The sequence below is a fragment of the Pseudomonas sp. NPDC087342 genome, from assembly GCF_044744265.1.
Classification (GTDB): Bacteria; Pseudomonadota; Gammaproteobacteria; order Pseudomonadales; family Pseudomonadaceae; genus Aquipseudomonas; species Aquipseudomonas nunensis.
Genome location: NZ_JBIUXZ010000060.1, coordinates 1 through 308, shown reverse-complemented (window position 1 = coordinate 308; position 308 = coordinate 1). Strand labels below are relative to the sequence as shown.

Annotated in this window: 1 protein-coding gene; it reads right to left on the bottom strand. The window is 54.5% G+C overall.

Translation table 11 applies throughout. From position 1 onward, the window contains the following. Nucleotides 1-308 (bottom strand): ribosome maturation factor RimP (rimP, locus tag ACIOYV_RS33275; protein WP_401330720.1); only part of this gene is annotated, 308 nt, incomplete at both ends.

Here is a 308-nt window from a genome sequence, read left to right as displayed (position 1 = left end):
CTGCACCACGACGTCCTGCTCTTCTACACCGCGCAGAAGGCCCTGAAAGTTGCGTCGGCCTTCGAAAGGCGAGCGCAGCTTGATCTTCACTTGTTCACCGGCAAATTTTGCAAACTGCTCAATAGTGAACAGTGGGCGTTCCATGCCAGGCGAGGAAACTTCAAGGGTGTACTCAACGGCGATCGGATCTTCAACATCCAGGACACCGCTGATCTGGCGGCTGACGATGGCACAATCGTCCACCAGCACGCCGCCTTCTTTATCGATATAAACGCGCAACATTGAGTGGCGACCTTGAGCCGAAAACT